Origin of the sequence: Aurantibacter crassamenti, from assembly GCF_016811105.1 — a bacterium.
Classification (GTDB): domain Bacteria; phylum Bacteroidota; class Bacteroidia; order Flavobacteriales; family Flavobacteriaceae; genus Aurantibacter_A; species Aurantibacter_A crassamenti.
This window is the reverse complement of sequence record NZ_JAFBGM010000001.1, coordinates 1228638-1254482: the sequence shown is the minus strand read 5'-3', so window position 1 is coordinate 1254482 and position 25845 is coordinate 1228638. Positions and strand designations below refer to the sequence as shown.

Genomic DNA, 25845 nt, shown 5'->3' with positions numbered 1-25845 from the left:
TTACAAATTCAATCCATTCATTTTTTAGGATTATCGATACTTTTTAAAACCTTACATGGGTTACCTACGGCAACTACATTCGAAGGAATATCTTCAACGATTACACTACCTGAACCAATTACCGAATTCTCACCTATAGTTACCCCAGGATTAATAATTACGCCACCGCCAACCCAGACATTATCACCTATACGTATTGGCTCTGCAGTTTCAATACCTGAATTTCTGGCTTCATATTCTAACGGATGTGTAGAGGTCAAAATTTTTACGCCGGGTGCTAGCATAACATTTTTACCAATATAAACGGGAGCCGCATCTAGTATAATACAATCAAAGTTTGCATATGCATTTTCACCCCAATGAATATTATATCCATAGTCACATATGAAAGGGTTTTCAATATAAAATCTAGCTCCTGTAGTTCCTAAAAGTTCTTTAAAAACATGTCGCCGTTGTTTTTCTTTATCCATAGGAATCTCGGCAATTCTTCGCACCAATTTACGTGCATTTAATCTACCAGCGATAAGCTCCTTATCCAATGGATCATAAGGCAAACCTTGAATCATTTTTTCTCTTTCAGTCATAAATTTTATTATTATTCTATATAAATCACAAAACTGTAAGCATACTTTCTTTTACTATTCAGCTAAAAGTATAAAAATTAAACACCCTACTAAATTAGAATTGTAAATGCTTATCCGCATAAAAACTACCAAGAAATATCATTATTTGTTTCGAATTGAATAACTTCAAAACCATTAATTTACACTTATAAAACCAAACAGATTATGAGAAATATTTTCTTTGTATTCATTTTATTTTTTGCCTCTAATTTTTACGCACAAAAAAGCACAGGTCTTATCGAAGGCAAAGCATCAGAAGCCAACATTTCGCAAGAACGTGTTAACCGTATTGATGCTATGTTGCAAGCTGCAGTTGCAGAAAATGAAGTACCGGGTGTGGTTGCATTAATTGCACGTAATGGCAAAATAGTGTATCATAAAGCATACGGTACAGCAAATGAGAAAGGTGATAAGCTAGAAAAGAATACTATTTTCAGAATAGCTTCGCAGACAAAAGCAATTACTTCAACTGCGGTAATGATGCTGTGGGAAGAAGGTAAATTCAAACTAGACGATCCAATTTCAAAATATATTCCTGAATTTGGTGAAGCACAAATATTAGACACCTACAATGAATCTAATGGCTCGTATACAACCAAACCAGCTGAAAATCAAATTACCATCAGACATCTACTCACTCATACCTCTGGAATAGGATACGGTGTAATAGACGGTGATAAACGTTTTAAAGAAATATATAAAAAAGCAGGAATTACGGATTTATTTACCACAGAAAAAATCACCATAGCAGAAAGTGTCAAAAAACTTGCAAAATTACCGCTACATCACGATCCTGGCACTGCCTATGTTTATAGTGAAGGACTAGATGTTCTTGGCTATTTTATAGAAGTTATTTCGGGTTTGCCTTTTGATGAATTTTTGCGAACTAGAATCTTTGACCCATTAGGCATGAATGATACTTGGTTTTATCTACCAAAAGAAAAACACAATAGACTGGTAAACATTCAACACAAAAAAGATGGTAAGTGGAAAAATTTTCCAACAACATTCTATGACCCTGACCACCCAAAAAAAGGTGCTAAAAGCTTTTTCTCAGGTGGCGCTGGCTTATCAAGTACAGCAAAAGACTATGCTACTTTTCTTCAGATGTATTTAAATAATGGAGAATTGAACGGTACAAGATTGTTAAGCAGAACCACTATTCAAAGTATTTTAAGTAACCAATCTGGCGACCTCTTTGGTGGTGACGCAAAAGATTATGGCCTAGCATTTGGTCTTATCACTAAACGTGGTCAAGATTTAGGCGGCCAAGGCAGTGAAGGCACGTTTGATTGGGGTGGTTATTTCAATACACAATATTTTGCAGATCCTATAGAAAACATAATCGGAGTTCTAATGAAACAAATGCGTGATACCCCTGGAGACGAAACTGGCTGGAAATTTCGCCAAATGATTTTTACAACAATTGATGATTAAATCTGTCACACACAATCAATTCTTGTTCATTACGTTTAAAGTAGGTTAAACAATAAAAAAATAACATGAAAAATTATACTACGCTGGCTCTTCTGTTTCTTTTTACAACTGTAGTAATCGGACAAAAGCTTAAAGTGGAAGAAGGTAATCTTAAAAACCTAAAAGGCATTAAAGTATACAACGTTGAATTCGACTATACAGATGTGCAGATTCCTAAGTTTGATAATGAAGAGGAGTTTTTAAAAGATAAAATGACAAAAAGAGAAGATAAAAAAGCAGGCGATGGTGAGCGCTTCAAAAATTCTTGGTTTGATGACAGACCTAATAGATATCATCCTAAATTCATTGAATCTTTCAATAAAAGATTTGATGATGATGTTGTAAAAGTCCAAGAATCAGAAGCTGAATACACAATGAAGGTACATACCACAAAAATGTATGCCGGATACAATGTTGGTATTGTAAGGCACAATGCTGAAATTGACGCAACAATTACGGTTTTCGAAACGGGCAATGAATCAAATATTTTGTTTTCTGGCAGCTACAAAGACGCACAAGGCGCAGGAGCCTTAGGTAATGACTACGATTCTGGATATCGAATTTCAGAATGTTATGCGAAGCTAGCCAAAACCTTTGCCAAAGATTTAAAAAAGAAAGCGTTGTAACTAGCAGCAATTTCAATAGTTTTTAAAAAATTTTAATAAATTCCAAAATCCAGTTTCCGGATTTTGGAATTTTATTTTTGTGGGAGATTAAAAATGAATTAGATTGCAACCCCACTAATTCAAAACACAATGATTAGGCAACTTTTATTCTTAGTAGCGCTTTTTATTTCTTATTCAGGATTATGCCAAAAATTTGAAACTGAAAAAGGGTCTCTAGAAAATTTATCTACCATAGATCAATACAAAATTGTATTTGAATACCCTGATAATATTGAAATTCACAATTTTGATTCAGAAGCAGATTTTCTCAAAGCACAAGTTGCTAAAAGAGAGAAAAAAGAATCGGGCTCTGGTGAGGAATTCAAAAAATTATGGTTTGAAAATAGGGCAAACAGGTATGAACCTACTTTTATTCAAGAATTTAATGGTTTTATGTTAGAGGATCGCCATGTAACGGTATCTAAACATTATCAAGAGGCCGAATATACAATGGCTGTTAAAATTCATTATATACATCCCGGAAATGATATTGTTCTCTGGCAACAGAAAGCAGAATTAGAGGTTTCATTTGAAATCTATAAATCTGAGAATCCAGAACATATTTTATACGCTTCAAAACCATTACCCATTAGCGGGGTGGCAGTTGGTGATGAGTTTGAAAAAATTACTACTGTGTATGGTTTATTAGGAAGATGGTCCGCAAAATTCTTCTGTAGAAAAACCTGATTTTTATTTACGATTCTCTTTCTCTAAGTCTGTAATGTGCGCCACGGTTTTCACCAAACGGGAATGGTTCTTTACAAACGGATTACTCTTATCCCACACATAACCAGCCAAAACAGCACATATTTGACTTTTTATCACAGGATTTTCAGATTCGCTAAAAAATATTTTTTGAAGATTACCAGTGTACCATTCTTTTACATAAGTAGCAAAAACATGTACACCTTCTAAAATGTATTGCGAATAATCTACCTCCCAATCCACTGCTTCACCTCTTAATTCTTTTGCAATAAGTTGCGCACCTAAATGAGCAGATTCTGTTGCAAAAGTTACTCCCGACGAAAAAACAGGATCTAAAAATTCAGCACTATTTCCTGTAAGTACATACCCTTTGCCGTACAGTTGTTTTACAGATTTAGCTACATTCTTAATCATTCTTGGTTCAAACTCATAAGGCAAACCTTCAAAGCGATCTACGTAATAATTAGAAAGCTTCATCATCTCACGAAGCCGTTCTTCATTAGTGCCTTCAAAAGATTCTAAATATTCAGTTGGCCCAACATATCCAATACTCGTAATTCCGTTTGAAAATGGAATAACCCACAACCAGGTTGATTGACTAACAATATCAAAAGTAATTCGATGACCATCCCAGCCTTCTGGTCTTTTTACATCCTTTACATGGGTGAATATTGATGAGTGTTTACCAATATCTGATGGTTTATCTAAATCTAATAATCTAGGTAAAACTCTTCCGAAACCACTTGAATCTATTATATATTTAGCAGTGACTATTGATTCGTTACCGTTTATATCTTTAATAGTAGTGTGAGATACATCCTCAGAAAAATCAACCGCTACAACCTCTTTTTCAAAATCTACATCAACTCCCCTACGTTGCAATTCGTCAGTTATTGTCTTGTCAAACTCAGCTCTAGGTACTTGATACGTCCAATCCCAACCATCAGTATGTTTTTTGCTAAAATCAAATTCACACACCACTGAACCCTGCATAAATCGAGCTCCTTTTTTAATTTCAAAATTTTTCTCTTTGATACAATCTAGCAAACCCACAGCATCAAAATGATCCATACAACGTGGTATTAAACTTTCTCCGATAACAAATCTTGGAAATTTATTTTTTTCAACTACTTTTATTGAAAATCCCTCATTGTGTAGGTACGCAGCCGCAACAGCGCCAGACGGACCAGCACCAATTATTAAAACGTCGATATTTTTTGACATGTTTATATTTAAACGATAAGCTTCGTCAATCCGCCAATTATCTTAAATTTGCCGATTGATTTACTTTATTTTTCATGACTAAGGTATTGCATATACCTGATAGAATCAACCAATAGATGCCACAAATTAAAGGAAGGTTAGAAATTACAGATTTTTACAGTATTATTTTTGATGAGGAAGAAATTTCTGTTGACGATAAGGTTATAAAAACTGTTCAAGAAAGTTTTGATTTCTTAAAAGAATTTTCAAAAAACAAAGTTATATATGGCGTTAATACGGGTTTCGGCCCTATGGCGCAATACAAAATTAAAGATTCGCAGACCATACAACTGCAATACAATCTTATTAGAAGTCATGCTTCTGGCACTGGAAATCCTATTCCACCGAAGTATGTAAAAGCAGCGATGTTAGCTCGCTTAAACACGCTTAGTTTAGGTAATTCTGGTGTGCATCCTTCAGTAATTGAGGTGATGACAAGCTTGATAAATAAAGATATCACTCCACTTATTTACGAACATGGTGGTGTGGGTGCAAGTGGAGATTTGGTGCAATTAGCGCACTTAGCATTAGTACTAATTGGTGAAGGCGAAGTCTTCTTTAAAGGAGAATTAAAACCAACTAAAGAGATTTTTGCTCAACAAGGCATAACACCTATTGAGGTTAAATTACGTGAAGGCCTTGGTTTAATAAACGGGACTTCAGTAATGACAGGTGTTGGTATTGTAAATGCAATTTACACCCGTAGATTACTTGAATGGGTAATAAGTTGTTCTTCCGCAATTAATGAAATTGTACAGGCTTATGATGACCACCTTTCTTCTGACTTAAACGAAACAAAAAGGCACCATGGTCAACGAGAAATCGCCAGATCAATGCGTAGCCATTTAAAAGACAGCTCACTTACAAGAAAACGCGAACACCATTTATACACTGACACTAATGGCAATGTTTCCGTTTTCGAAGAAAAAGTACAAGAATATTATTCACTTCGCTGTGTACCTCAGATTTTAGGTCCAGTTCTTGACACTCTTAATGGAGTTGAACATGTGTTAATTGAAGAAGTAAATTCAGCAAATGACAACCCTATTGTAAATGTTGAAAAGAAACACGTGTACCACGGCGGTAATTTTCATGGCGACTACGTTTCACTAGAAATGGATAAATTAAAAATTGTAGTTACAAAAATGAGTATGCTTGCTGAAAGACAACTCAACTATCTATTGAATTCGAAATTAAATGACATTTTACCACCATTTGTAAACCTTGGCACGCTAGGTTTAAATTTTGGAATGCAAGGCGTTCAGTTTACCGCAACATCTACTACGGCAGAAAACCAAATGCTTTCAAACCCTATGTATGTGCATAGTATACCGAATAACAATGACAATCAAGACATTGTTAGCATGGGTACAAACGCAGCGTTAATTACTAAAAAAGTTATTGAGAATGCATTTGAAGTGGTTGCCATAGAAATGATTACAGTTGTTCAAGCAATTGAATATTTACAAGTACAAGATTTGGTTTCTACAAAAACCAAAAACATGTATGATGCGGTTCGAAAAATTGTTCCCCCTTTCAAAGAAGACACAATAATGTATCCTTATGTTAACCAAGTGAAAGAATTTATCACTAACCATAAGAACAATTAAAACAATTATTATGAAAGCGAGATTTATTTTTATTCTGAGTTTAATGATGTGTATGGGGGCTACCCATGCACAAGATATTTCATTAGTTTTTGAGGATGGAAAAGTTGGTTATATAGACACCTCAGGCAAATATGTTTTACAAACAGATTTCAAAAAGGCTGCTAGCTTTTCTAACGGATTAGCTGCTGCTTTAGAAGATAAAAAATGGGGTTTTATAGACCTAACTGGCAAATGGGCCATTCAACCGGAATACGACAGAGTTAATGCTTTTAATTCTGGCCTAGCACTGGTGCAAAAAGAAGACAAATGGCAATACATCAATACTACAGGTGAAGTTCTTAAAGTTGAAGAAACGGAAAAATATTACGATTTTAATGATGGAGTTGCACTCTTTAAAAAAGGGGAACAAGTAGGATTACTTGGCACTGATGGCAAATTGGTTGTAGAACCAAAATTTGAAACAATTAAAAAGTTTTGGAACGGTCATGCGAAATTCAAAAAAGGAGAACTTTGGGGACTTATTAATACGAAAGGCGAAATTATAGTTCCCGCAGAATATAATGCAGTAGGTACTTATAGTGAAAATGGAATTTGGGCCAAAAAAGGAACCGAGATTGGCGTCTTAGTTGATGGCAAGTACACACCAATACCTGAGGCAACAAAAATTTGGGATTTTACTTCAGACTCTAAACTAACATACGCCAAAAAGGGTGAAAAAATTGGGTTTGTAAACAAAATAGGCGAATGGATTATTGATCCTACTTTCGACAAAGTAAGAGGCTTTTCAAATGGATTGGCTCCAGTAATGCAAAACAAAAAATGGGGTTATATAAATGAGAAAGGCGAAAATGTAATTGATTATCAGTTTAAAGATGCCGAAACCTTTTCAGCTGATGGTCTTGCGCCCGTAAAAGAAAAACTATGGGGCTTTATCGACAAATCAGGTAAATTGGTAATTCCAATGGAATATGATATTTCAGCAGGTTTTTCTTTTCTTCAAAAGAACGCCCAAAAAGGATTCAATAATGGCCTAGCCAGAGTGAAAACAAAAAAAGGTTGGGGCTTCATCAATACTAAAGGAGAATTATTAGGTGACAAATGGTTTAAAAATGCCGAGAATTTTGCACCAGCCAAATAGTTTGTTTGAGAATGAAAGAAAAGAAAGCAGAAAAAGAAAAATACGCATTGGTAACTGGTGGATCTCGTGGAATTGGCCGTGCAGTATGTATTCAGTTGGCAAAAGATTTAGAATACAAACTTTTAATAAACTACAATAGTAATAAACAAGCCGCCGAAGAAACTTTAAAACTAGTTGAAGAGGCCGGTGGTTCAGGCGAATTATTACAGTTTAATGTGGTTGAATCTGAGGTTGTTATAGCCACGCTTGATTCTTGGCAAAGCGAAAATGAAAATGCTATTATTGAAGTTATTGTAAACAACGCAGGTATTACAAAAGATGGACTTTTCATGTGGATGCCTAAAGAAGATTGGTCGAAAGTAATAGACACAAGTCTTAACGGATTTTTCAATGTAACCAATGCCTTAATTCAAAAACTTCTCGTCAATAAATACGGCAGAATAATTAACATGGTTTCCGTTTCTGGACTAAAGGGCACTCCTGGTCAAACAAACTATTCCGCGGCTAAAGGAGCTGTAATTGGGGCTACCAAGGCTCTTGCACAAGAAGTTGCCAAAAGAAACGTTACTGTAAATGCAGTTGCGCCAGGTTTTATCAAAAGCGACATGACTGCTGAACTTGACGAAAAAGAATTAAAAAAAATGATTCCTGCAAACAGGTTTGGAACAACTGAAGAAGTGGCTCATGTGGTTTCTTTTTTAGCATCTAACAAATCAGGTTATATTACTGGTGAAGTAATAAACATCAACGGAGGCATTTATTCTTAAAGACTTTTCTTAAATTTAGTTGTAGTTCCCTAACTTTTATAGAAGAATGAGACGAGTAGTAATTACAGGCATGGGCATATATTCGTGCATCGGCCAAAATCTTAGCGAAGTAAAAGACGCTTTATATGCTGGTAAATCAGGTATCGTTTTTGACCAAGTCAGAGCAGATTTCGGCTTTCGATCTCCACTTACCGGTATGGTTCCTGAGCCTGATTTAAAATCTTTACTTTCAAGAAGACAACGCATTAGCATGGGGCAAGAAGCTCAGTATGCTTTTATGGCCACCCATGAAGCGTTACAAAACGCTAAAATAGACCAAGACTATCTCGATAAAAATGAAGTTGGAATTCTTTATGGAAATGATAGTACAGCAAAATCTACAGTTGAAGCAATTGACATTATAAAAGAAAAAGGTGACACAACGCTTGTTGGCTCAGGATCCATTTTCAAAGGAATGAATTCAACTGTTACAATGAATCTCGCTACTATTTACAAATTGAAAGGCGTTAATTTCACTATTAGTGCAGCCTGTGCAAGTGGCTCACATTCTATTGGTATGGCCTATCATTTAATTAAAAGCGGAATGCAAGATTGTATAATTGCTGGTGGGGCACAAGAAATAAATCATTTTGCCATGGGTAGTTTTGATGGCCTCGGTGTATTTGCTGTCAACACTGAAAATCCTGAAAAAGCTTCAAGACCTTTTGATAAAGACAGAAATGGACTCATACCTAGTGGTGGCGGTGCAACTGTAATTTTAGAGAGTTATGAATCTGCTATAAAAAGAGGAGCACCAATTTATGGTGAAGTTGTCGGTTATGGTTTCTCATCAAATGGTGAACATATTTCTACGCCAAATGTTGAAGGTCCATCACGGGCAATGAAAAAAGCACTAATGGATGCTGAAATGGATGCTTCAAATATTGATTATGTAAATGCTCATGCCACTTCAACTCCGGTTGGTGATGCAAATGAAGCTAGAGCAATTTTTGAGGTATTTGGCAAAAGCAATCCACCTGTAAGCTCTACAAAATCAATGACTGGCCATGAATGTTGGATGGCTGGCGCTAGTGAAGTTGTATATTCAATGTTGATGATGCAACATTCTTTTGTTGCACCAAATATCAATCTTGAAAATCCTGATGAAGATTCAGCCAAATTAAACATCGTTCGTAAAACTGTAGAAAAAAAAATTGATGTATTTTTGTCCAATTCGTTTGGGTTTGGAGGTACAAACTCAGCACTTATCATTAAAAAATGCTAGCTTATAATGACTAAAGAAGTTATTGTTGAAAAAATAAACGATTTTCTGGTAGACGAATTTGAAGTTGATGAAGAGGAAATGTCCCCTGAAGCAGATCTTAAAGATGCTTTAGAATTAGACAGCCTAGACTTCGTAGATTTAGTCGTTGCAGTTGAAAGTAATTTTGGCGTTAAATTAGTTGGCGAAGATTTTGTTTCTGTTAAAACGCTACAAGATTTTTATGATTTGATAGAGCGAAAACTTGCCTAATCAACAACACCACTTTTAAATGGCTAATGAATGGGAAGGAAAATCCAAAGGCACTCTATTAGGTTATAAAATCTATATTTTTATTCTCAAAACTTTTGGAGTAAACGGCGCATATTTTCTACTACACTTCATTGTACTTTACTATTTCTTATTTTCATGGAATGGCTCTAAAGCTATTTATCAATACTTTAGAAAAAGACTAGGTTATTCTTGGCCAAAAAGTATTATTAGTATTTATAAAAACTACTACAAGCTAGGCCAAACACTTTCTGATCGTGTTACGGTTTCTACCGGATTTAGAGATGTATTCAAATACACACATGACGGAATTGAAAAAATAGATGATCTTTTAAAAAGAAAGCAGGGCGGAATATTGATTAGCGGTCATGTAGGAAATTTTGAAATCTCACATTACTTTTTAGAGAACAGGTATTCCATAAATAAAATCAGCATGGTAACAACTGAAGCTGAACAAAAAAATATTCAAGAATACTTAGCTCAAATGAGCATGGATACCGCACTTGAACTCATACTTGTAAAAGACGACATGTCTCATATTTTTGAAATTCATGCCGCGCTAGACAAAGGTGGTTTAGTGGTCATTACTGGAGATCGATTTTTGCCGGGCACAAAATACCTTACAGAAAACTTCATGGGCGCACCAGCAAAATTTCCACTGGGGCCGTTTAGATTAGCCTCTCGATTACAAGTGCCTGTACTCTTTGTATATGTGATGAAGGGTAAAAATAGAAATTACCAACTTTACGCAAGGCAAGCCGAAGCAAAAAGTAGAGATGCACAAGCCTTATTAAAAGAATATACCGAAAGCATGGAATGGGTTCTTGAAAAATACCCCATTCAATGGTTTAACTATTTTGATTTCTGGGAAGATTATAGCTAATTATGAAAAAAGAAGTACTCGTAATTTATTACACCCAATCCGGACAGTTGTTTGACATCTTAGAGAACATCACAAGCTCTTTAAAAAATGACAGCACTAATATTTCGTATCTAAAAATTGAGACGAATCCAGAATTTGAATTTCCTTGGAAACAAAAGAATTTTTACGATGTATTCCCAGAATCGTTTCTTCAAATTCCTTGTGAAATTCATCCGCCTGAAGAAGACATTTTAAACAAAAAATACGATTTAGTCATTTTTGGGTATCAGGTTTGGTTTTTAACGCCATCCATCCCCATAAATTCATTTTTAAAATCAAAATACGCCAAATTACTTTTAAAAGATACTCCTGTTGTCACTGTAGTAGCTTGCAGAAATATGTGGCTACAGGCACAAGAAAAGGTAAAACGTCTTTTAAAGTCAGCTGAGGCTAACTTAGTAGGTCATATTGCATTAGTAGACAGAAACATTAACCACATTAGCGTTATAACAATTGCCCATTGGATGTTCTCAGGTAAAAAAGACCGCTATTTAGGCATCTTTCCAAAACCAGGTGTTTCAGATAAAGATATTAATGCAGCAGCAAGATTTGGTTCACCCATAAAAAGGGCGCTAGAAATAGGTGATTTTACAAAACTTCAAGAAAAATTAGTAGCCTTAAAAAGCGTTTATATAAATCCGTTTTTAATTCAAACTGATGAACGTGGCAATATAATATTTACAAAATGGGCCAACCACCTCATCAAAAAAGGTGACGTAAACCAACCCAATCGCATAAAATGGACACGTATTTTTGAATATTATTTACAATTTGCGGTATGGGCCATAACACCAATAGTTTTTGTTGTATTTTTGCTCACTTATTTACCCATGAGCGCTAAGAGGAATAGGGATAAAGCCTACTATTCTTCAGTAGAATTAAAGGATATTTAATGAAGGAAGTATACATAACGAGAATAGCGAAATTTCTACCCAACAACCCTGTTGGAAATGATGAAATGGAAGAAAAACTCGGCGCTATTGATGGTAAAACATCAAAAGCTAGACGCATTGTATTGCGCAACAACAGAATTAAAACTCGTTATTACGCTATTGATCAAAATGGCGATGTCACGCACAACAATGCACAGTTAACAAAAGAAGCTGTTGAGTTACTTTGTGACGAAAATTTCACAACAAAAGATATTGAATTATTATCTTGTGGTACTTCTAGCCCAGATCAACTATTGCCTTCGCATGCAGCAATGGTTCATGGTTTTTTAAAGAATGGCAATATGGAAATCAACTCGCCTTCTGGGGCTTGTTGTTCAGGTATGAATGCTTTAAAATTTGGATACCTCTCAGTTGCTACTGGTCAAAAAAATAATGCTGTTTGTACTGGCTCTGAACGTACTTCGTCATGGATGCGATCAGATGTTTTTGAAAATGAAGTTGACCACTTAAAACAATTAGAAGAAAATCCCATTTTAGCTTTCGAAAAAGAATTTTTAAGATGGATGTTATCTGATGGCTCAGGTGCTGTATTATTAGAAAGCGAGCCGAAAGGAAATACACCACTAAAAATAGAATGGATGGAAGGCTACTCATACGCCTTTGAAATGGAAACTTGCATGTATGCTGGTGGTGACAAGCTTGAAAATGGACATTTAAAACCATGGAGTGAATACCCTTCAGACCAATGGGGTAAAAAATCTCTTTTTGCAATGAAACAAGATGTAAAATTACTTTCTGGTAATATTCTTGTTAAAGGTGTTCATAGTCTTAAAGACGCTATGAAAAAGCATGACATTACAACGGATGACTTTGATTATTATTTACCACATATTTCTTCTCATTATTTCAAAGAGCGATTATATGAAGAATTGAAAGAACAAGGTGTTGAAATACCTTGGGAAAAATGGTTTCTGAATCTTGAAAATGTGGGAAATATTGGTGCAGCATCAATCTATGTTATGATTGATGATTTAATAGCATCAGGGAAACTTCAAAAAGGTCAAAAAATCTTATGCCACGTGCCAGAAAGCGCACGTTTTTCTTATACTTACGCATATTTAACTGTATGCTAAATGAATTTGATTGAAACACCATTGAAAGACAAAGCTTTTATTAGGAATTTAATTCCTCAGAAAAAGCCTTTTGTGATGGTTGATTCGCTGCATTATTTTTCAGATGACAAAATAGTCTCAGGTTTTACAATAGAATCAGAGAATCTATTTACTAAAAACAATCAATTTCAAGAACCTGGTTTAATTGAAAACATGGCTCAGACTATAGCCTTACATAAAGGTTATACTTTTCATCTCAATAAACTTTCAGCTCCGGTAGGATATATTGGTGCTATTAAAAAAGTTGAGATATTCAAACTACCAACAATAAATCAAGAGCTGACAACCACCATAAATATTCTTCATGAAATTATGGATGTCACATTGGTTTCTGCCACCATTGAATGTGAAGGAACTTTAATCGCGCAAGCAGAAATTAAAACCGCATTGGCCAAATAAAATGGAAAGACCACAGGGCAAAATAGATATCAAAAAATTTCTGCCTCACAGGCCACCTGTGCTTTTGGTCACTAACATGCCTTTTATTGATAATGAATCTGTCATCACTGAATTTGAGATTTCAGACGATTGTATTTTTGTTAAAGACGGCTTTTTTTCAGAAACTGGTATCATTGAAAACGCTGCTCAAACCTCATCTGCTATTGTTGGCCAAAGCTATTATGATACCGATGATTACGAAGGCGTCAGTAATAATTTAATAGGCTATATCAGCGCTATTAAAAAAGCAGTAATTCATCAATTGCCTAAAGTTGGCGATACACTTACCAGTAAAGCAAAGTTAGTTTCTCGTTATGACAGTGATGACTTGAGCATCTGCACCATAAATTGCTCTTCTTTTAGAAATGATGATTTAATTGTAGATTGTACTATGAACTTTTTGATTCATGAAGTCAGATGAAAAAAGACGAAGTACCACAAGACGAAAGCAATTTAGCTTCTGCTAACATAAAAGACATGGTGTATGCTGTTGATGAAAATGGCGAATATACTACAGAACTTAGCACAGGCTGGGCTCCAAAAACTATTGCGCTTGACAATGCCATTCAAATAATTGAAGAACGCATTGCTGATGCAAAAAAACGTGTTCTTGAAAACAAAACTAGCCCCATTGAATATTATATGGAAGTTCATAAAATGGACTTACAAATTTTAGCTAGTTATGTTGGTTTTTGGAAATGGCGCGTAAAAAGACATTTTAAACCTTCTGTTTTCAAAAAATTGAACAACAAAAAACTTCAGAAATATGCAGATCTTTTTGAAATTACTATTGACCAACTAAAAAACATAGATGCCTGATAGCATAAAAATTGACTTTTCGCATAAGCAATCTGCTCATTGCGAAAATGGTGTAGTATCAAATCTAATGCGTCATAACGGTTTTGAGGTAAGTGAACCTATGGTTTTCGGTATTGGATCAGGACTACTTTTCAGCTACTTGCCATTTATAAAAGTAAATTTTGCTCCTGTTTTTACCTATCGTGTAATGCCCGGACTTATTTTCAACCGTTTTGCCAAGCGTGTAGGAATGAAGATTAAACGTGAGAAATTTTCAAATCCGCAGACTGCAAAAGAACGTTTAGATAGTAATTTAAAAAATAATAATCCAGTTGGGTTGCAGGTTGGCGTATACCAATTACCATACTTTCCTGAAGAATATCGTTTTCATTTCAATGCCCATAATATGGTGGTCTACGGAAAAGAAAATGACAATTATCTTATCAGCGATCCAGTAATGGAAGGTGTAACAACATTAACTGAAAAAGAACTTGAAAAAGTGCGCTTTGCAAAAGGTGCCTTTGCCCCTAAAGGTCATATGTATTACCCAATTGAGTTTCCGAAGAAGCTAGAACTTGAAACTGCAATTATAAAAGGCATCAAACAAACTTGTCGTGACATGACAGCACCTGTTCCGCTCGTTGGTGTAAAAGCTATTAAATTAGTTTCGAAAAAAATTCGAAAATGGCCTAAAAAAATCGGACCTAAAAAAGCGAATCACTATTTAGGTCAAATTGTTCGAATGCAAGAAGAAATTGGTACTGGCGGTGGCGGATTTCGTTATATCTATGGTGCTTTTCTGCAAGAAGCATCTAAAGTTTTAAACAATCCAGCACTTTTTGACCTTTCAAAAGAGATGACTCAAATTGGTGACCAATGGCGAGATTTTGCTGTTGACGCTTCTCGAATTTACAAGAATAGAAGTGGGCAAGCAGATGGCTATAATAAAATAGCAGATCAGCTCGAAGCTATTGCCAACAAAGAAGAAGCATTCTTTAAAAAATTAAAGAAGGCGCTTTAAGCTGCATCTTAAATTAACAATAAAAAGGCAATGATTCAAATCAATAACCTTTCTAAAAAGTACAAAAACACCGATTATTATTCGGTGAAAGATTTGAATTTAACTATTTCTGAAGGTGAAATATTTGGCTTACTTGGCCCGAACGGAGCTGGTAAAACTACTTTAATTTCAATGTTAAGTTCGCTATTAAGGCCAACTGCAGGTTCTTTCTCAATTGCCAATCTAAATTATTCAGAAAATCAAAAAGAACTTAAACAACTAATTGGTACCGTACCTCAAGAATATGCCCTCTATCCTAGTTTAACGGCACTTGAAAATCTAATGTATTTCGGAAGCATGTATGGTATAAAAAAACCTGCTTTAAAAAATGACATTACTTCGCATCTTGAAACATTAGGACTTTCAAAATTCGCTAATCAGAAAATAAAAACGTTTTCTGGCGGCATGAAAAGACGTATTAATCTTATTGCAGGAATATTACACAAACCAAAAGTTTTGTTTCTAGACGAGCCTACTGTAGGCGTTGATGTACAATCAAGAAATGCTATTATAGACCATCTTAAAGAATTAAATAAAAACGGCACTACTATAATTTATACATCGCATCATATGAACGAGGCGGAGGAATTTTGCACCCGTGTTGCGATTATAGACCATGGTAGTATCGTAGTAAAGGGTGAACCCAAAAAATTGATTAACGAACAACAAGGGGCACAACATTTAGAAGATGTTTTTCTAGCAATAACCGGTAAAGCTCTTAGAGATTATGCATAAACTTTTAGCAAGTGCATATAAAGAATTTTTATTGCTGACCCGTGATATTGGGGGCTTGGCAGTATTGTTTTTCATGCCATTATTATTAGTTATAGTTATTACTACAGTTCAAGACGGCACTTTCAAAACCATCAAGCAGAATAAGGTTTCTATAATTTTAGTCGACAACGATAAAGGTGAAGTCTCAAAAACTATTTTAGAAAATCTAAAGACATCAGAAATGTTTAACATATCTGAACAGTCAAATGAAAATCAAGCCCAAGAACTTATTCAAAATGGAAAATATCAATTAGCAATTGTCATACCTGAAAATCTTTCTGATGATTTAAACCTAAAAATAGCTGAAAATGTATCAGGTATTTTAGAAAAGTTTGGTGTAGACGAAGGTGAACTATCCGCTGAAAAATCAAATATAAAAGCGAAAGAGGTCAAACTTTATTTTGACCCTGCAACACAATTCTCTTTTAGAAATTCTATTAAAAGTGGCATTAACCAAATGGTTTCAAAAATTGAAACTAAAACCATCTATAAAGCCTTTCAAGAAGAAATATCAGAAGACCCTTATGAAGAAATATTTGACACAGAAAGCTTTATAAGTTTTAAAGAAATTATACCCAATTCTGGCAAGCAAGCTATGATTCCTAATTCAACACAACATAATATTCCAGCTTGGTCATTATTCGCAATTTTTTTTATTATTCTACCGCTTTCAATAAACATGGTAAAAGAAAAAAACCAAGGCACATTTGTACGCTTACGAACGCATCCTGTGGCCTACGCAACGGTTTTAGGCGGCAAAGCATTGGTCTTTTTAGTTGTCTCATTAGTTCAGTTCGCTTTGATGTTATTGGTAGGCATTTACTTATTTCCTCTAATTGGATTACCACAACTTGATGTCTCAGGTCGATTACCCTTACTTTTCGTAGTTGCTTTTTTTGCAGGATTAGCAGCGGTTGGTCTTGGTTTACTTTTAGGCACAATAGCCAAAAGTCAAGAACAAACCGCACCATTCGGCGCTACTTTTGTGGTTATTCTAGCTGCAATTGGAGGTGTATGGGTACCTGTATTTGCTATGCCTAAATTAATGCAAACCCTTTCAAATCTATCACCAATGAATTGGGGCCTAAATGCCTTTTATGATGTATTTTTGAGAAACGTGGGGTTTGTTGAAATTCTACCTGAAATAGGGCTTTTAACACTGTTTTTTATTGCAACTACCCTAATTGCCATTATTTATTACAAACGAAAAAATGCCGTCTAAAGTCAAAAAAGAAATCAGTTTTACAAGTGACGTTCGGGTTCGGTTTACCGAATGCGACCCTCTTGGTATTGTCTGGCACGGAAATTATATTCAGTATTTTGAAGATGGCCGAGAAGCTTTTGGCCGGCATCATGGTATTTCATACCTCGACCAGAAAACTCATAATTTCAGCACACCAATAGTAAAATCATCTTGCGAACACAAGTTACCTTTACGCTATGGCGATGTTGCTAAAATTAAGACCACTTATATAGATAGTGCCGCTGCTAAAATGATTTTTAAATATGAAATCATGAATCCTGAGGGGCAAGTAGTTTGCACCGGTCAAACCGTACAAGTTTTTGTAGAATTAGATGGAGATTTATCACTTGTCATTCCTGAATTTTTTATGGAATGGAAACAAAAAGTAAGGTTGTTAGATGAGTGAAATTTATCTGTCACATAATACAATTGTTTCTTCCTACGGATTTGATAGCGCAGCAGCTGTTTCTCAAATACAAAATGAAATATCAAGCCTTGAATTGGTTGATGATGACAGCATACTACCAACACCATTTTATTCATCAAAAATAAATAGAGATAAATTAGAAGTTGCGTTTCAAAAATTAAACCCCAAAGAAGCATATACCCCTCTTGAAAAAATATTAATCACATCACTTGCCAACACCATTAAAAACTCGAATGTTGCATTAAATAATCGCGTAGGTCTGATTATTTCAACAACAAAAGGTAATATTGATGTTCTTGAAAAGAATAGTGAGTTTTCAGAAGAAAGGGCTTACCTATCTACTTTAGGTGAAAAAATCGCATCGTTTTTTGGCTTCAAAAATGACGCTATAGTACTTTCTAACGCCTGCGTTTCAGGGGTTCTTGCCTCAGCAGTAGCAAAAAGATTCATCAAACAAGGCACTTATGACCATGTATTTATTGCTGCCGGAGATTTAGTAACTCAATTTATACTAACAGGATTTCAATCTTTTCAAGCATTAAGCGCAGCACCCTGTCGACCCTATTGTAAAACTCGATCTGGTATTAACATTGGCGAAATTGGGGCAAGTATTTTTGTAACTGCAGACCCAAACAACCTACCCAAAGAAGCAGTGCAAATACTAGGTGAGGCTTCCTGTAATGATGCAAATCACATTTCTGGACCGTCACGAACCGGCGAAGGACTGTATCGGAGTGTCACTTCAGCTTTAAACCAAGCTAATTTATCCGCAGATAAAATCGATTACATATCAGCACATGGTACTGCAACTATTTTCAATGATGAAATGGAAGCCATCGCATTTAATCGTGCCGATTTACAAAATGCGCCATTAAATAGTCTTAAAGGTTATTTTGGACACACCCTAGGTGCATCTGGCTTATTAGAAACAATTATCGGCATGCATTCTTTACAGAAAAACACATTGTTTGCCTCATTAGGTTTTCAAGAATTAGGAGTATCAAAACCACTTAATATTATAAAAAAAACAAAAGCGAAAAAACTCAACACCTTTTTAAAAACAGCATCAGGTTTTGGCGGTTGTAATACTGCTGCTATTTTTCAAAAAGTGACTCAATAAGGCTAAATAAAAATTGTAGTTGTTAAATTTGCTCGCTTAGTTCGGTATAACCAAAACAGAATATGTCAAAAAAAACCATTAGGGCAGTAGATGCCTTGCAAGAAGCGCAAAAAATAGCATTCGCCCCTTTCGTTTTTCAAACTTCGGTTACCCTTAAAAATTTAGGCGTTTTAGATTATATTTTCGATTCTAAATGTGCCGTATCACAAAGTGAAATTTGTGAAGCTTTATCTATTAGTGAATACGGATTAAGTGTACTTCTTGAAATAGCTGAAAGCTCAGAGATTGTAACAAAAGATGAAGATGAAAAGTATGAATTATCTAAAATTGGATACTTTTTAAACTACCATAAAATGACCGAAGTCAATCTTAACTTCACCCAAGATGTATGTTATCAAGGACTCTTTCATTTAGAAGACACTATAAAAACTGGAAAACCACAAGGCTTAAAAGAATTAGGTGATTGGAGCACCATTTACGAGGGTCTTTCTCAATTACCACCTCACATACAAAAATCTTGGTTTGATTTTGACCACTTCTATTCCGATGAAATTTTTGTTGATGCCTTAAATATCATTTTTAAAAGTTCACCTAAAACAATTTTTGACATTGGGGGTAACACAGGAAAATTTGCTATTCAATGTTGCGAGTTTAATAACGACATTCAGGTAAAAATATATGACCTGCCAGGACAATTAAAAAAGGCTTTGGCAAATGCGGAAGCCAAAGGACACGGTGATAGAGTTTCTGGAGAAGAAATTGATTGGCTTTCTGAAAATCCAAAAGTCCAAGAAGGCGCAGATATAATTTGGATGAGTCAATTTTTAGATTGTTTTTCAAAAGAAGAAATTCTAAAAATATTGAGCACAAGTGTAAAGGCTATGAATGCTGATACTGAGTTAATTATAATTGAAACATATACAGATCGTCAGAAATTTGGCAATGCCAAATTTATTTTAGAAGCAACATCTTTATATTTTACAGCGCTTGCCAACGGAAATAGTAAAATGTATAAAGCTACCGAACTTATTGATTTGGCCGACAAAGCCGGTCTAACTATTAAAGAAGATATTAGTCTTGGCGAATATCACACAATGTTTATTTGTAAAAAGAAATAACAACTGAACACAGCACTTCACATACAGAGCTATTGTCACATCAGAAATGGTGAAGTACTTGTAGATGGCAAATGCATTTACAAGCAAGAATCAACAGATTTTAAAGACTTTATAAAGGCGGCTTACAAACATTTTGAGATTGACCATTCTAAGTTTTTCAAGATGGACAGTCTTAGTAAATTAACATTTATAGCATCAGAGGTTTTATTAAAAGATGAATCTGAAAAAGATATTGCTTTGGTTTTATCAAACCGTGCATCAAGTTTAGACACGGATCGTAAACACCAAAATGCTATCGAAAATGGTTTTGCCAGCCCCGCCGTATTTGTCTATACATTACCCAACATTTGTTTGGGTGAAATAAGTATTCGTCATCAATTATTTTCAGAAAATGGATTTTTCGTTTTTGACCGTTTTACTCCCGATATACTCTTTGATTATAGCGAAAACTTAATCTCAGAAGAAAAAGCCAAAAAAGTTCTTTGCGGCTGGGTAGACTTCGATAATGGAAAATATGACGCATTCTTGTACATTGTTGCCAATAACGGTACTTTTGTACATTCTATTAGCGAAATAACCAGATTATATTAGACCCAATGAGCGCATTGAAATTAGAATTGAAAGAAAAAATAATAGAGCAGTTGAATCTTGAAGACCTGTCTGTGGAAGAAATTTCAGATAGCGAGCCTCTTTTTGGTGAAGGTTTAGGGCTTGACTCTATTGATGCTTTAGAGCTTATCGTAATGCTTGACAAGGATTACGGCATTAAGTTAGCGGATCCAAAAGAAGGTCGAAAAATCTTCGAGTCAATTGACACAATGGCGGCTTACATTGAAGCTAACAAAAGCTAAGTACTACCCCCAAAATACAGATAAGGCGTATTCAAAATATCTCTATACTTAAAATGGGATATTTGTACTTTTACGTGAACTTGTTTCGCATACCATAAACAGTCAATGAGTCAAGGAGTCGCTATAACAGGAATTGGTATTATTTCAGCAATTGGCAACAATGTAGCTGAAAATTATGCATCTCTGATTTCAGGCAAAATAGGCATTTCAAAAATCACCCAAATTGAAACAGTTCATAAGAACGAAATTATGGTGGGTGAAATAGCCGCTCAAAATGACACTCTTGAAAAATTATTAAACCTTGATGCTGATGCGTACTCTCGCACACCAATGATAGGCATAATTGCAGCACAAGAGGCTATTGCTAATGCCAAAATATCAAACATCAACGATTGTACTACTGGTTTAATATCTGGTACCACAGTTGGTGGTATGGATAAAACTGAACAGTATTTCTATGATTTTTACGAAAATGATTTGCATTGGAATCACATTACCGGACTAGGTGCTGGTGACACCACCAAGAAGATTGCAAATTTCATAGGTTTAAAAGAAAGTTTTGTCACCACTATAAGCACCGCTTGTTCTTCTGCCGCTAATGCAATTATGCTCGGCGCAAGAATGATTAAATCTGGTCAATTGGATCGTGTAATAGTTGGTGGCACCGATGCCATGTCAAAATTCACACTTAACGGCTTCAAAACTTTAATGATTCAATCTGACACCTTTAACGCCCCTTTTGATGAAAATAGAAAAGGTTTAAATTTAGGGGAAGCAGCAGCTTATTTGGTTTTAGAATCTGATAAGATTATTGCTAGAGATAACAAAAAAGTGCTGGCTTATGTGAAAGGTTATGGCAATTCAAATGATGCTTACCACCAAACTGCATCTTCAGAACAAGGAGACGGTGCCGTTTTAGCAATGGAGAAAGCATTGAACGTAGCCGGACTCTCACCAGACGCTATTGATTATGTAAATGCTCACGGTACAGCAACACCCAACAATGACCTTTCAGAAGGCAGAGCGCTACTTCGTGTTTTTGGAGCTAATGTTCCTGAATTTAGCTCAACAAAAGCATTTACAGGTCACACTTTGGCTGCTGCCGGAGGTGTAGAAGCTGTATATTCTGTGCTTGCTTTACAAAATAACATTATCTACCCAAATCTGAATTTTAAAACTCCAATGAAAGAATTCGATTTGTGTCCTGAAACAAATCTCAAGCAAAAAGAATTAAAAACAGTGCTATCAAATTCGTTCGGTTTTGGCGGAAATTGTTCGACCGTAATATTTTCAAAAGAAGCATGAAAAAGTCGGTCTACATAAATAGTGTTGGTTCAGTTTCACCACAAAACACCCTTGATAATTCGGTGTTTCTTGATGAAATTGTCAATTATGAAGATACCACCTTGGCTGTCATCTCACCCAACTATAAAGAATTCATTCCGCCTGCGGCCGCAAGACGAATGGCAAAGGGAATAAAAATGAGTACCGCAAGTGCAAAAACAGCTTTAAGTGAAGCACAAATTGAAGAAAGTGCGGTTGATGCAATTATTGTTGGAACGGGACTAGGCTGTATTGGCGATTCAGAGAAATTTATAAAAGATATAATTGATAATGATGAGCAATACCTAACACCTACTCGCTTTATTCAATCTTCACATAATACCGTTGCAGGTCAAATTGCATTGGGCATGGGCTGTAAAGGACATAATTTCACTTATGTTCATTCATCAAGTTCATTTGAATCTTCACTTTTAGATGCTAAAATGCAACTAGAAGAAAATGAAGCCAAACACATTTTAGTTGGTGGCGTAGATGAATTGGTTGATCATCATGAAAACACCCATCGCTTTATTGGTCATATTAAAAAAACACCTGTGCACACCAATGCACTTTTAACCTCTAAAAGTAAGGGAGCCGTGTTTTCAGAAGGCGCCAACTTTTTTCTACTTTCAAACGAGAAAACTAATTCTGTCTATTCGCAATTAATAGCGCTTAAAACTTTCAACACAATAGCTCTTGAAAGAATTGAATCATTGGCAACTGACTTTCTTTCGGAAAATAATTTATCAATTAAAGACATTGATTTAATTGTCATGGGTAACAATGGTGACATTGAGTTTGATGCGTATTATGATGAATTATCTAATAATATATTTAAAGAAACACCTCAGGCGTATTACAAACATTTATCAGGTGAATTTGACACGGCGTCTGCTTTCGGATTTTGGTTAGCCAATAAAATCTTGAAAAATCAAAACATACCCAAAGCGGTTCAAATGAATTCGATTCAACCTGAAAAATTACAAACCATTTTGCTCTACAATCAATATAGAGGTGAAAATCAGAGCTTTGTATTATTAAAAGGATGTTAAAGCGAAAGTACATCAACCTATTTTTTATAGCACTTTTAGTCACATTAATTGGTCTGAATTTTGTGACTGCAATACCATGGATTAGCTACCCGGTAATATTGATTTTATGGTTTTTATTAACGCTTTGTGGCTCTTTCTTTATTCGATGGAATTATCATTTAACATCATTGTCTGAGAATAAAAATGTTATAGAAAGTCAAATTTCTTTAACCTTTGATGATGGCCCAAACCCTGAGTTCACTCCTAAAATATTAGAATTATTAGAACAATATAACGCTAAAGCGACTTTTTTTTTAATTGGAAAGCATGCCGAAAAACACCCGAATATTGTTCAAAACATATTAAGACAAGGTCATAGTATTGGTAATCACACATATTCACACACCAATGACTTCGGTTTTTTCAGGACAAACAAAGTGATTAACGAATTACGAACAACCAATACCATTGTAGAAAAAATTTCAGGTTACAAAATGAGGCTATATCGCCCTGCATTTGGCGTTACAAACCCAAGTATTCAAGAAGCTGTTACAAAACTCAACGTAAGCTCTATTGGGTGGTCAGTACGTTCCTTAGATACTACTAACAGAAGTGAGGAAGTTATTTTAAAGCGCATCACAGCTAAGGTTACCAAAGGCGATATTATACTTTTGCATGACACCTCAACAAAAACGGTAGATGTGTTGGAACGGTTATTGCTATTTTTGCAGGTAAATAATCTAAAGTCTGTTCCGGTTGAACAGCTTTTGAAGATCAAGGCTTATGAATAAATGGTTTATAAATAACACTTCTATTAAATCAAGTCTTTTAATAAGCGCTTTTATTATACTTTTTGCTACAGGAGAATTATTTGCTCAAACCCAAATGAACTCGGATGAAGCTGCCCAATTGCAAGCTAGCGTAAAATCTTTGGCCGAAACAACAAAAACCATTACAGCAGATTTTGTGCAATTCAAGCATCTAGACTTTCTTTCAAACGACATAGAATCAAATGGCAAACTGTCTTTTAAAAGCCCTGACATGTTAAAATGGGCTTATGTAAAACCATTTAAATATTCAGTTTTGTTTAAAAATGATATGCTTTATATCAATAATGAAGGTGAAAAAAACAATATTGATATTGGCTCGAATAAATTATTCAAACAATTGAATAAGCTTATAAGTACTAGTATTACAGGTGATATGTTCAACACAGAAGAATTTCGAATTACCTATTTTAACATTGAAAAAGGTAGTGAAGTTCATTTTTCGCCAAAAGATGAAAAGTTCGCTAAGTATATCAAAGAGTTCCATATTACATTCAACGAAAAAGCAACTGTAAGTGAAGTCAAAATGATTGAGCCTACAAATGACTATACGCTTATTCAGTTTTCAAACCGATTAAACAATCAAAATATACCTGATGCGGTTTTTGCTCAGTAGTCTTGTTTTAGTATTGGTCAGCTGTGGATCTTATCCGAAGAACCAAAACTTCATGATATCAGATACTGAAGAAGTTCAAATAAACAACCCCTATTTTTCTGACTCCTCTCAAGATTATATCTATAAAGCTGATATAAAAGTTTTAAAAAAATCTTTCAGCGGAATATTTATAGTAAAAAAGATGGGAGACAAACATCATAGAATTGTCTTTACTACTGAAATGGGGAACAAACTTTTTGATTTTGAATTTTTAGACGAAAATTTCAAAATCAACCATATTTTACCAGAAATGGACAAAAAAATACTCATAAACACCCTAAAATATGATTTTTTTGCCCTAATTAAGCAAAATTCAATTTTAAAAAATTCATATTCTGATGGTGAATTAAAAATAATGCAGACTGAACTTTTAAATAAAAACCATTTTTATCTTATAGAAAATAGTCGACTTACTAAAATAGTTCGGGTAAGCAACGGAAAAGAAAAAGTTACTTTCTTATTTTCAGGAATAAATGATAACATTGCAACTGACATCAACATTCAACATCATAACATAAAACTGAATATTCATCTGAAAAAATTATGAACGTACTCATAGAGAATCTATACGAAGTAAAATCATTTGAAAACAATAATGGCGCTGTAATTGCTACGGTAACATTAAATAAGGACCATGAAATTTTTAATGGTCATTTTCCTGACAATCCAGTAATGCCAGGTGTTTGCATGATTCAGATGATTAAAGAACTAACCGAAAGAGCTACTGCTAAAAAACTCTTTTTATCAAGTTGTTCTAACATCAAGTTTATGGCTATCATAGATCCTGAAGAAAATAAACTTTTAAATTTAACCATCAACTATTCTGAAGATGACGGTATAATTAAAATTAAGAATACAGCCACATATGAAGACACTCTGGCATTAAAATTGAATGCTACATTCAAAATAATATAGGCGCAATGAAAGTATTGGCATATGCATTCTGTTTCTTTTCTTTAGCATTCATTTCGCTTAGTCTAAGTGAATTGCGTAAAAACTATGTGCTTGCCAATGATAATAAAGAAGTGACGCAGAAAATGCATGATGCGCTTGCATCTATATCTGAAGATGACCAAGCCATTCTTGTTGCGTACAAAGGCGCGGTATCAACATTATTAGCAAAACACAGTAAAGCAATAAAAGATAAAAAAGGTTATTTCAAAGAAGGGGTAGTATTACTTGAAACAGCAATAAAAGAAGAACCAAACAACATTGAAATACGTTGCCTGCGACTAGGGGTACAAGAAAATTCGCCTAAAATTTTAAGATACAAATCTGAAATACCTACAGACAAGCAATTTATTCTTGACCATTATTCTTCTGAAACTTCACAAGAAATTAAAGATTTTGTAAAGGGCTACATTCAACAATCTAACAGCTTTACCCAAGCCGAAAAGCAATTGTTTTAGGCTTGT

At 34.7% G+C, this 25845-nt stretch carries 31 protein-coding genes; 29 read left to right on the top strand and 2 right to left on the bottom strand.

What is annotated here, in order from left to right; all coding sequences use genetic code 11:
* Positions 1-17 precede the first annotated feature (17 nt).
* On the bottom strand, positions 18-584 hold the full coding sequence (locus tag JQC67_RS05235; protein ID WP_203251796.1) for a sugar O-acetyltransferase: 567 nt from the start codon (positions 582-584) through the stop codon (positions 18-20).
* A 204-nt stretch (positions 585-788) separates the two neighbouring features.
* Between JQC67_RS05235 and JQC67_RS05230 the strand changes: the two genes are divergently transcribed.
* From JQC67_RS05230 to JQC67_RS05220, 3 genes are all read left to right on the top strand, one after another.
* On the top strand, positions 789-2060 hold the full coding sequence (locus JQC67_RS05230; RefSeq protein ID WP_203251795.1) for a serine hydrolase domain-containing protein: 1272 nt from the start codon (positions 789-791) through the stop codon (positions 2058-2060).
* Between the two features lie 65 nt (positions 2061-2125).
* Positions 2126-2725, top strand: a complete 600-nt coding sequence (locus JQC67_RS05225; RefSeq protein ID WP_203251794.1) for a hypothetical protein — start codon at positions 2126-2128, stop codon at positions 2723-2725.
* A 129-nt stretch (positions 2726-2854) separates the two neighbouring features.
* A complete protein-coding gene (locus JQC67_RS05220) occupies positions 2855-3451 on the top strand; it encodes a hypothetical protein (RefSeq protein WP_203251793.1) in 597 nt (198 codons plus the stop codon).
* Between the two features lie 3 nt (positions 3452-3454).
* Here JQC67_RS05220 and JQC67_RS05215 read toward each other — a convergent pair whose 3' ends face one another.
* Positions 3455-4693 carry an NAD(P)/FAD-dependent oxidoreductase gene (locus JQC67_RS05215; protein WP_203251792.1) on the bottom strand — a complete coding sequence of 413 codons (1239 nt, stop codon included), beginning with the start codon at positions 4691-4693 and terminating at the stop codon, positions 3455-3457.
* Between the two features lie 116 nt (positions 4694-4809).
* On the opposite strand from JQC67_RS05215, the gene JQC67_RS05210 reads away from it, so the two are divergent.
* From JQC67_RS05210 to JQC67_RS05085, 26 genes are all read left to right on the top strand, one after another.
* A complete protein-coding gene (locus JQC67_RS05210) occupies positions 4810-6342 on the top strand; it encodes an HAL/PAL/TAL family ammonia-lyase (protein WP_203251791.1) in 1533 nt (510 codons plus the stop codon).
* A 10-nt stretch (positions 6343-6352) separates the two neighbouring features.
* On the top strand, positions 6353-7480 hold the full coding sequence (locus JQC67_RS05205) for a WG repeat-containing protein (protein ID WP_203251790.1): 1128 nt from the start codon (positions 6353-6355) through the stop codon (positions 7478-7480).
* Between the two features lie 11 nt (positions 7481-7491).
* Positions 7492-8247, top strand: a complete 756-nt coding sequence (gene fabG, locus JQC67_RS05200; protein ID WP_203251789.1) for a 3-oxoacyl-ACP reductase FabG — start codon at positions 7492-7494, stop codon at positions 8245-8247.
* A gap of 46 nt (positions 8248-8293) precedes the next feature.
* Entirely contained in the window at positions 8294-9511 is a 1218-nt protein-coding gene (locus tag JQC67_RS05195) for a beta-ketoacyl-[acyl-carrier-protein] synthase family protein (protein WP_203251788.1), read from the top strand.
* Positions 9512-9517: 6 nt separating this feature from the next.
* Positions 9518-9760 (top strand): acyl carrier protein, encoded by a 243-nt coding sequence (locus tag JQC67_RS05190; protein ID WP_203251787.1) that lies wholly within the window; start codon positions 9518-9520, stop codon positions 9758-9760.
* A 19-nt stretch (positions 9761-9779) separates the two neighbouring features.
* On the top strand, positions 9780-10661 hold the full coding sequence (locus tag JQC67_RS05185) for an LpxL/LpxP family acyltransferase (protein WP_203251786.1): 882 nt from the start codon (positions 9780-9782) through the stop codon (positions 10659-10661).
* Positions 10662-10663: 2 nt separating this feature from the next.
* On the top strand, positions 10664-11593 hold the full coding sequence (locus JQC67_RS05180; RefSeq protein ID WP_203251785.1) for a dialkylrecorsinol condensing enzyme DarA: 930 nt from the start codon (positions 10664-10666) through the stop codon (positions 11591-11593).
* Positions 11593-12726 (top strand): beta-ketoacyl-ACP synthase III, encoded by a 1134-nt coding sequence (locus JQC67_RS05175; protein WP_203251784.1) that lies wholly within the window; start codon positions 11593-11595, stop codon positions 12724-12726. The genes JQC67_RS05180 and JQC67_RS05175 overlap by 1 nt, the downstream gene beginning before the upstream one ends.
* Positions 12727-13164, top strand: a complete 438-nt coding sequence (locus JQC67_RS05170; RefSeq protein WP_203251783.1) for a hypothetical protein — start codon at positions 12727-12729, stop codon at positions 13162-13164.
* Between the two features lies 1 nt (position 13165).
* A complete protein-coding gene (locus JQC67_RS05165; RefSeq protein ID WP_203251782.1) occupies positions 13166-13624 on the top strand; it encodes an ABC transporter permease in 459 nt (152 codons plus the stop codon).
* Positions 13621-14022 carry a hypothetical protein gene (locus JQC67_RS05160; RefSeq protein ID WP_203251781.1) on the top strand — a complete coding sequence of 134 codons (402 nt, stop codon included), beginning with the start codon at positions 13621-13623 and terminating at the stop codon, positions 14020-14022. The genes JQC67_RS05165 and JQC67_RS05160 overlap by 4 nt, the downstream gene beginning before the upstream one ends.
* A 4-nt stretch (positions 14023-14026) precedes the next feature.
* Entirely contained in the window at positions 14027-15022 is a 996-nt protein-coding gene (locus JQC67_RS05155) for a BtrH N-terminal domain-containing protein (RefSeq protein ID WP_203253195.1), read from the top strand.
* A 30-nt stretch (positions 15023-15052) separates the two neighbouring features.
* Positions 15053-15796, top strand: a complete 744-nt coding sequence (locus JQC67_RS05150) for an ABC transporter ATP-binding protein (RefSeq protein ID WP_203251780.1) — start codon at positions 15053-15055, stop codon at positions 15794-15796.
* Positions 15789-17057, top strand: coding sequence for an ABC transporter permease (locus tag JQC67_RS05145; protein ID WP_203251779.1), 1269 nt, complete (start codon positions 15789-15791; stop codon positions 17055-17057). The genes JQC67_RS05150 and JQC67_RS05145 overlap by 8 nt, the downstream gene beginning before the upstream one ends.
* Positions 17047-17484, top strand: a complete 438-nt coding sequence (locus tag JQC67_RS05140) for an acyl-CoA thioesterase (RefSeq protein WP_203251778.1) — start codon at positions 17047-17049, stop codon at positions 17482-17484. Before JQC67_RS05145 ends, JQC67_RS05140 begins: the two co-directional genes overlap by 11 nt.
* Complete coding sequence (locus JQC67_RS05135; protein ID WP_203251777.1) at positions 17477-18625, top strand: beta-ketoacyl-[acyl-carrier-protein] synthase family protein; 1149 nt, start codon at positions 17477-17479, stop codon at positions 18623-18625. The genes JQC67_RS05140 and JQC67_RS05135 overlap by 8 nt, the downstream gene beginning before the upstream one ends.
* 62 nt (positions 18626-18687) lie before the next feature.
* Positions 18688-19743: a methyltransferase gene (locus tag JQC67_RS05130; protein WP_203251776.1), complete on the top strand. Its 1056-nt coding sequence runs from the start codon at positions 18688-18690 to the stop codon at positions 19741-19743.
* Positions 19744-19905: 162 nt separating this feature from the next.
* Entirely contained in the window at positions 19906-20334 is a 429-nt protein-coding gene (locus JQC67_RS05125) for a hypothetical protein (protein WP_317198356.1), read from the top strand.
* Between the two features lie 5 nt (positions 20335-20339).
* Positions 20340-20594: a phosphopantetheine-binding protein gene (locus JQC67_RS05120; protein WP_203251775.1), complete on the top strand. Its 255-nt coding sequence runs from the start codon at positions 20340-20342 to the stop codon at positions 20592-20594.
* 105 nt (positions 20595-20699) lie between these two features.
* Entirely contained in the window at positions 20700-21899 is a 1200-nt protein-coding gene (locus tag JQC67_RS05115) for a beta-ketoacyl-[acyl-carrier-protein] synthase family protein (RefSeq protein WP_203251774.1), read from the top strand.
* Positions 21896-22969 carry a beta-ketoacyl synthase N-terminal-like domain-containing protein gene (locus JQC67_RS05110; protein WP_203251773.1) on the top strand — a complete coding sequence of 358 codons (1074 nt, stop codon included), beginning with the start codon at positions 21896-21898 and terminating at the stop codon, positions 22967-22969. Before JQC67_RS05115 ends, JQC67_RS05110 begins: the two co-directional genes overlap by 4 nt.
* Positions 22963-23739, top strand: a complete 777-nt coding sequence (locus tag JQC67_RS05105; protein WP_203251772.1) for a polysaccharide deacetylase family protein — start codon at positions 22963-22965, stop codon at positions 23737-23739. The genes JQC67_RS05110 and JQC67_RS05105 overlap by 7 nt, the downstream gene beginning before the upstream one ends.
* Complete coding sequence (locus JQC67_RS05100) at positions 23732-24391, top strand: LolA family protein (RefSeq protein ID WP_238934488.1); 660 nt, start codon at positions 23732-23734, stop codon at positions 24389-24391. Before JQC67_RS05105 ends, JQC67_RS05100 begins: the two co-directional genes overlap by 8 nt.
* Positions 24372-24977 carry a hypothetical protein gene (locus JQC67_RS05095; RefSeq protein ID WP_203251771.1) on the top strand — a complete coding sequence of 202 codons (606 nt, stop codon included), beginning with the start codon at positions 24372-24374 and terminating at the stop codon, positions 24975-24977. Before JQC67_RS05100 ends, JQC67_RS05095 begins: the two co-directional genes overlap by 20 nt.
* Complete coding sequence (locus JQC67_RS05090; RefSeq protein ID WP_203251770.1) at positions 24974-25345, top strand: hotdog family protein; 372 nt, start codon at positions 24974-24976, stop codon at positions 25343-25345. Before JQC67_RS05095 ends, JQC67_RS05090 begins: the two co-directional genes overlap by 4 nt.
* A 5-nt stretch (positions 25346-25350) precedes the next feature.
* Positions 25351-25839, top strand: coding sequence for a hypothetical protein (locus tag JQC67_RS05085; RefSeq protein ID WP_203251769.1), 489 nt, complete (start codon positions 25351-25353; stop codon positions 25837-25839).
* Positions 25840-25845: the final 6 nt, after the last annotated feature.